Genomic DNA, 7,005 nt, shown 5'->3' on the forward strand with positions numbered 1-7,005 from the left:
GGCGTACGCCGGGGGACGAAAAGGACCGGCTGAAAGGAGAACACACTCCGTGATCGTGGACTGTGCCATCTACCGAGACGGGCGCCGTACAGAGGGCCCGCAGGACTTCTCGGACGCGCTCGACGAGGCGCGTGCCGCGGGCGGCTTCGTGTGGATCGGGCTGCACGAGCCCACCGAGAAGGAGTTCGACCACGTCACGCGGGAGTTCGCGCTGCACCCGCTGGCGGTGGAGGACGCGTTGAAGGCCCATCAGCGGCCCAAGCTGGAGGTGTACGACGACTCGCTGTTCCTGGTGCTGAAGCCGGTGGTGTACGAGCCGGAGAGCGACACGGTCTCGTCGGGCGAGGTGATGGTCTTCCTCGGCGACTCCTTCGTGGTGACCGTCCGGCACGGCGAGGGCTCGCCGCTGGCGGCGGTGCGGCAGCGCCTGGAGCGCGAGCCGGAGATGCTGGCGAAGGGGCCGACCTCGGTGGTGTACGCGATCGCCGACGCGACCGTCGACCACTATCTGGAGGTGGCGACCGAGCTCCAGACCGACCTGGAGGAACTGGAGGCGGAGGTGTTCTCCCCGGACGGCGGCGGCTCACGGCACACCGCGTCGCGGATCTACACCTTCAAGCGGCAGGTGCTGGAGTTCCGCCGGGCGAGCGGCCCGCTGGCGCCGCCGATGTCCCGGCTGGCCGGCACCGGTACGGCGGTCTCGCCACTGCCCTTCGTCAACGACAAGGCGCGGCCCTTCTTCCGTGACGTCAGCGACCACCTCACGCGCGTGAACGAGTCCGTGGAGGGCCTGGACCGGCTGGTGTCGGACATCCTGTCGGCGCATCTGGCGCAGATGAGCGTCCGGCAGAACGACGACATGCGGAAGATCTCCGCGTGGGCGGCCATGGCCGCGGTGCCGACGATGATCGCCGGCATCTACGGCATGAACTTCGAGCACATGCCGGAACTGCGCTGGACATGGTCCTACCCGGTGGTGATAGCCGTGATGGCCGCGCTGGAGGTGCTGCTGTTCCGGCTGTTCAAGCGGCGGGGCTGGTTGTAGTCCCGCGGCGGGCGTGCGGCGGCGGCGGCGCGGGTCAGGCGAACTCCGGGGTCGCGGGGGCGGGGCCGCCGAGGGCGTCGGTCCGCTTCGGGGGCTCCAGGGTCACCATGCGGTGCCAGCCCGCGAAGCGCTCCCAGGCGTACACGGCGTGGATGCCGGCCGCGAGGGCGGTCGCCTTGGGGCGGGACCAGCCGAGGAGGCGGCCCATGTGGGACATGACGGCGAGGCTGACGTCGCGGTAGACGCGGATCTCGGTCAGCGCGCTCTCGCGCAGGGTCCGCTGGATGGCCCGGCCGTGCCCCGCGCGCGCGAGGCGCAGCAACTCCTCGTGGCAGTAGGCGAGGTGGTTGTCCTCGTCGTGGGAGATCATCGTCACCGCGCGGCCGAGGTCGGGGTGGTCGCCGAAGTGCCTGCGCAGCAACTGCATCTGCTCGGAGGCGCGTTGCTCGGTGACCCGGCTGTGCGCGAGGTAGGTGACGATGTCCCGCACCGTCAACTGCGCGTCGGCGCTGAGCCTGTCGTGCGCGAGGCCGATGCCGGCCCGCTCCAGGAGCATCGTGTAGTCGGTCTCCGGAGGGACGGGGACGGGCGCGAGGGCGCGCCTCTTGAGGAGGGCGTCGAAGATCCGGCCGTGCTTGTCCTCGTCGGCCCCGTGCCGGGCGATCTTGGGGGCGAGGTCGCGTTCGCCGGCCGGGACGAGGGCGGCGATCCGGGCGTTCTCCCAGCCGCCCTGCGCCTCCCCGCCGGCGGCGATGGAGCAGAACAGGCGGAACGACTCGTCGTGGTCGACGATCTCCTGGAACAGACTCTTGGCCGTGAGCATCGTGAGCCGCCTCTCCGCATCCCGTGGAGATCGAGTCAAATGCGATGCGGAACGGGCTGCAACAGGTGTGTCCGGCGGCTCCGCCAAAAGGATGACCGCAGGATCACCGCCGGATGACCGCAGGAGTCGCCCCGTGGGCGTAACCGCCCGCGCTCCGGCGCGTTGTTCCTCGTGACGGCCGTGGCGGGGAAGACCCCCGAGCCCCCACCACGGCCGCTGAAACTCCCCTCCGCGGAGAGCCGCTCTTCTTACGCGAGGCCGGCGAGCTCCAGGGCCTCCGCGCCGGCCCGCAGCGAGGCGAGGCGCTCGTCGAGGGAGAAGCCGGCGGGCGCGAGGGTGAGGGTGGTGACGCCGGCCGCCTCGTAGGCCTTCATCCGGTCGGCGATGCGCTCCACGGACCCCAGCAGCGTCGTCCGGTCGATCAGCTCGTGCGGGACGGCCGCGGCGGCGCCCTGCTTGTCGCCGGACAGGTACTTGTCCTGGATCTCGGTGGCCGCCTCGTCGTAGCCCATGCGGCGGGCGAGCTGGTTGTAGAAGTTCTGCTTGCGGCTGCCCATGCCGCCGACGTACAGCGCGGTGTACGGGCGGAAGGTGTCGGCGAGCCGCTCGACGTCCTTGTCCTCGCCGACGGCCAGCGGCAGGGTCGGGCAGACGTCGAAGCCGTCCAGCGTCTTGCCGGCCTTCTCGCGGCCCGCGCGCAGGTGCTTGATCGCGGTGTCCTCGAGGTGGTCCGCGGAGGGGAAGATCAGCAGGGCGCCGTCGGCGATCTCGCCGGTCTGCTCCAGGTTCTTCGGGCCGATCGCGGCGATGTACAGCGGGATGTGCTCGCGCTCCGGGTGCACGGTCAGCTTGATCGGCTTGCCGGGGCCGCCGGGCAGCGGCAGCGTCCAGTGCTCGCCCTCGTACGACAGCCGCTCCCGCGTCATCGCCTTGCGGACGATCTCGACGTACTCACGCGTGCGTGACAGCGGCTTGTCGAACTTGACGCCGTACCAGCCCTCGGAGACCTGCGGGCCGGAGACGCCGAGGCCGAGGCGGAACCGGCCGCCGGAGAGGGAGTCGAGGGTGGCGGCGGTCATCGCGGTCATCGCGGGCTGGCGCGCCGGGATCTGGAAGATGGCCGAGCCGACGTCGATCCGCTCGGTCTGGGCGGCGACCCAGGTGAGCACGGTGGCCGCGTCCGAGCCGTAGGCCTCGGCGGCCCAGCACACGGCGTACCCCAGCCGGTCGGCCTCCTGGGCCACGGCGAGGTTGTCCCCGTCCATTCCGGCACCCCAGTAGCCGAGGTTGATCCCGAGCTGCATGGCCGATTCCCCTTACTGATCAGTAACGACGCTGTCCCCGGAGACAGTAGCGCGGGGGCCGCCGCGGGGGCAGGCCGGTGTGGCGAGGGTCGCGTCGACCAGGCGGGAATCGGTTATCCACAGGCAACCCACGGCCCAGTTCTGGCCAGTAATCTCGGCGTCCATGGAGCAGAGGCATCTCGGCCGCACGGGCCTGCGCGTGTCCCGCATCGGGCTCGGCACCCTGACCTGGGGCCGCGACACCGACGAGCATGACGCCGCGGACCTCCTGAAGACGTTCTGGGAGGCGGGCGGCACCCTCGTCGACACGGCGGACGTGTACGGCGATGGGGAGGCCGAGTACCTGCTGGGGCGGCTCATGGAGGGGCTGATCCCGCGCCGGGATCTGATCATCTCCACCAAGGCGGGCAGCGTGCCGGATCCGGACCGGCGTTTCGACGGCTCACGCGGGCATCTGCTCGCCGCGCTCGACGCCTCCCTCACCCGGCTCGGCACCGACCACGTCGACGTGTGGCACGTGCACGCGTTCGACCCGGACACGCCGTTGGAGGAGACGCTCCAGGCCCTCGACATCGCGGTCTCCAGCGGGCGCGCGCGGTACGCCGGCGTCTCCAACTTCTGCGGCTGGCAGCTGGCCAAGGCCGCGACCTGGCAGCTCGCCGCGCCGGGCACGCGTACGCGGCTGGCGAGCACGCAGATGGAGTACTCGCTGCTCCAGCGGGGGGTGGAGCGCGAGGTGCTGCCTGCGGCGCTGGACCTGGGCATCGGGCTGCTGCCGTCCTCTCCCCTGGGCCGGGGCGTGCTCACCGGCAAGTACCGGGGGGACGCGCTGCCCCCGGACTCCCGCGCCGCCTCCGACCACTTCGCGCCGTTCGTGGAGCCGTACCTCGACGACACGGCGAGCCGCATCGTGGACGCGGTGACGACGGCGGCGGACGGGCTTGCGGTGACGCCGCTCCAGGTCGCCCTCGCGTGGGTGCGCGACCGGCCGGGCGTGACCGCGCCGATCGTCGGCCCGCGCAACGCGCAGCAGCTCACGGCGGCATTGTCAGTGGAGGCCCTTAGTCTTCCTGACGAGATCTGCCGTGCGCTCGACGACGTGTCGGCGCCGGTGCACCGCTATCCCGATCACGACTGGAGCACGCTGTGACCACGGAGCCGGACCCCCCGAAGCCCAAGGAGACCACCGGGCCGGCGACCCCGGCCGACGAGACGACTGCCGAACCGGCGGCTACCGGGGCTGCGGCTGCCGGGGCGGCGCAGGAAGCCGGAGCCGAGGCCACGGCCGACGCGGGGGCGGCCGAGGGCGGGGGCGAGGAGTCGGCGGGGGCAGACGGCGGAGCCGGTGAGTCGGCGGGGGCCGGGGGCGACGGCGGGGCCGGTGCGGGCGAGGGCTCGGCCGGTGCTGCGGCGGACAGTGTCAAGGCTGACGCGGGCGAGGGCGAGGCCGAGGAACTGGCGGGGTCCGGGGCCGACGGCGATGGCTCGTTCCGTGGGGCCGAGGACGACGCCGGTGCTGCGGTGGACGGTGGCAAGGCTGACGCGGACGAGGGCGAGGCCGACGCCCAGGGAGGCGAGGCCGGTTCTGGGGCGGTCGGTGGCGAGGTCGGCGCGGGTGAGGGCGGTGGCGACGCGGGTGAGGGTGACGCCGGTGCTGTTGCGGCCAGTGGTGAGGGCTCGGCCGATGGTGAGGGTGCCGGGGTTTCTGAGGCTCAGGGGGAGCTTGCTGCTCAGAAGGTGGAGCGGGAGCGGATCGAGCGGCGCAAGGCCGAGCGGCAGGGGCCCATCAGCGCCGGCGGCAAGCTCAGCGGCAAGGCCGCCGATCTGCTCGCGGCGGTGCGGGCCGTCGAGGGCGGGGAGAAGCCGTCCGCCACGGTCTTCGCCGACCCGGAGCCCGCCCCGCGCCGCCAGGCCGCCCCGGAGCCCGCCCGCCGGCCGCAGCCGGTGGCGGCAGCCGCCCCGCAGGGGCCGGCTCCGGAGACCGTCGACGCGGTACGCCGGGTGCTCACCGGCGGCGGCGCTCCCGAGTCGCTCGCGCCGCAGGTCGCCGCCGTCCTCGGCGACAGCGCCGAGGGCGCGCTCGCCGAGGACCCGTGGCAGCTGCTGCGCGTCCCCGGGGTGCGGCCGGAACAGGCCGACGGCTTCGCGCGGGCGCTGCTCGGCCCGGACTGCGCGCCCGACGACGAACGCCGGGTCCGCGCGGTCACCGTGTGGCTGCTGGAACAGGCGGCCCTCGCCGGGCACACCGCCCTGGAGCTGCCGACGCTGACGACCGCGCTCGGCCGCCAGGGCGTGCCGGACGCCGACGCGGCCGTGCAGAGCACGCTCGCCGAGGGCGAGGCCCTCGTCTTCCAGGACGCCCTGGAGGAGCCGGGCGCCCCGGCGCCCGCCCCGGGCGCGGCCGACGAGGACGCCGAGGACGCGGAAGAGGCCCGTCCGGTACGGGTCCTGGTCGGCCTCGAGCGGTACGCGCTCGCGGAGGAGAGCCTCGCCGACGGCCTCGCCCGCGTGGTCAACTCCCTGAGCAAGGAGACGTCGACGCGGTGGGAGCCGGCCGCGGCCGGTGCGTCCGGCAGCGCGGCCGAGCTGATCCGCGCGGTCGCCGCGCACGGCCTGGTGCTGCACACCGGCGGCGAGGCGGCCCGCGCCGAACCCGCGGCCCTGGTCGCCGCCGCCCGCGCCCTGGGGCTGCGCGCCGTCGCCGCCTGCCACACCCCGGACGGACGACGCCGCTTCGCCGCGCTCCTGAAGGAGGCGGACGAGGCCGTCGTCACCGTCCCCGGTCTGCTCTCCGGCGTAGAGGGTCCCGGCCGGGAAGCCGACGGGGCTCTGAGCCTCGACCTGCTGATCCTGCCGGACGCTCCGCAGCTCGACGTGGAGACCGCCGCCGTGCTGGTGGAGTCCCTGCCGGACGGCGCCCGGCTGGTGCTCAGCGGCGATCCGGCGCTGCTGTGGTCGGCCGGCCCCGGCCGCGTCTTCGCCGACCTGCTCGCCGCGCGCGTGTGCCCGCAGATCGCCTCACGCACGCCCGACCCGGGGCCGCTGGGCGAACTGGTCTCGGGCATCGGCGTCGGCGAGCTGAACCAGGTGGACGCGCCCGGCAAGGAGCTGGTGATCGTGCCGGTGCGGGACGCGGGCGAGGCCGTGCACCGGACCGTGCAGCTCGTCGCGGAATCCGTGCCGCGCGCCTTCGACATCACGCCGGACCAGACCGTGGTCATCACCCCGGGCCACGGCGGCGCGGCGGGCGCCCGCGCGTTGAACGCCGCGCTCAAGGAGCGGCTCAACCCCGGACCGGGCCGTTTCGGCGGCTTCGACCCCGGCGACCGGATCGCCTACACGCCCGCGCCGGGCCGTACGGTGCCGGGCCAGGTCGTCAAGGCCGACGCGGACGGGCTGCACCTGTCCTGCGCGGGCGACGCCGTGGTCGTCCCGAGGGAGCGGGTGGAGCAGTCGGTGCGGCACGGGTGGGCGGTGACGGCGCACCAGGCGGTGGGCGTCCGCTGGCCCGCGGCGGTCGTGGTGCTGCCGGGCGACGCCGCGCAGGCGCTGTCCCGCCCGTGGGTGTACACGGCGTTCGGGCGCGCGGAGCGTCATCTCTCCGTGGTGCACGGGGTCGAGCAGGCGCTGCCGAGGGCGGTCGCCGAGGTCCCGGCGAAGTCGCGTACGACACGGCTGCCGGCGCTGCTGCGCGCGCAGGTGCCGGCTGCGGGCTGACGAGCAGTACAGACGGGGGGGGGGGGGGGGGGGGGGGGGGGGCCCCGCCCCCCCCCCCCCCCCCCCCGCCCCCGCGCCCGCGCGGCGACGGGGGCCGCGGCGGCGCCGCGCCCGCC

5 protein-coding genes are annotated in these 7,005 nt (G+C 74.3%); 3 read left to right on the plus strand and 2 right to left on the minus strand.

The window, feature by feature from the left end; genetic code table 11:
• The first annotated feature begins 49 nt into the window (after positions 1–49).
• Positions 50–1,045: a magnesium/cobalt transporter CorA gene (gene corA, locus ACFYX4_RS20390; RefSeq protein WP_389334779.1), complete on the plus strand. Its 996-nt coding sequence runs from the start codon at positions 50–52 to the stop codon at positions 1,043–1,045.
• A 34-nt stretch (positions 1,046–1,079) separates the two neighbouring features.
• Here corA and ACFYX4_RS20395 read toward each other — a convergent pair whose 3' ends face one another.
• Together ACFYX4_RS20395 and ACFYX4_RS20400 are read right to left on the minus strand one after the other, a co-directional pair.
• Positions 1,080–1,868 (minus strand): ferritin-like domain-containing protein, encoded by a 789-nt coding sequence (locus tag ACFYX4_RS20395; protein WP_389334782.1) that lies wholly within the window; start codon positions 1,866–1,868, stop codon positions 1,080–1,082.
• Positions 1,869–2,116: 248 nt separating this feature from the next.
• A complete protein-coding gene (locus ACFYX4_RS20400; RefSeq protein WP_389334785.1) occupies positions 2,117–3,172 on the minus strand; it encodes an LLM class F420-dependent oxidoreductase in 1,056 nt (351 codons plus the stop codon).
• 163 nt (positions 3,173–3,335) lie between these two features.
• On the opposite strand from ACFYX4_RS20400, the gene ACFYX4_RS20405 reads away from it, so the two are divergent.
• Positions 3,336–4,322 (plus strand): aldo/keto reductase, encoded by a 987-nt coding sequence (locus tag ACFYX4_RS20405; protein ID WP_389334788.1) that lies wholly within the window; start codon positions 3,336–3,338, stop codon positions 4,320–4,322.
• Positions 4,319–6,889, plus strand: coding sequence for a helix-hairpin-helix domain-containing protein (locus tag ACFYX4_RS20410; protein WP_389334790.1), 2,571 nt, complete (start codon positions 4,319–4,321; stop codon positions 6,887–6,889). Before ACFYX4_RS20405 ends, ACFYX4_RS20410 begins: the two co-directional genes overlap by 4 nt.
• Positions 6,890–7,005 lie beyond the last annotated feature (116 nt).

It is taken from the genome of Streptomyces sp. NPDC002328, assembly GCF_042890065.1.
Lineage (GTDB): Bacteria > Actinomycetota > Actinomycetes > Streptomycetales > Streptomycetaceae > Streptomyces.

Bases quoted from the DNA above. Each gene is read 5' to 3' on its own strand.
- ACFYX4_RS20395 (WP_389334782.1), bottom strand. From the start codon at position 1,868: ATGCTCACGGCCAAGAGTCTGTTCCAGGAGATCGTCGACCACGACGAG.
- ACFYX4_RS20400 (WP_389334785.1), bottom strand. From the start codon at position 3,172: ATGCAGCTCGGGATCAACCTCGGCTACTGGGGTGCCGGAATGGACGGG.
- ACFYX4_RS20405 (WP_389334788.1), top strand. From the start codon at position 3,336: ATGGAGCAGAGGCATCTCGGCCGCACGGGCCTGCGCGTGTCCCGCATC.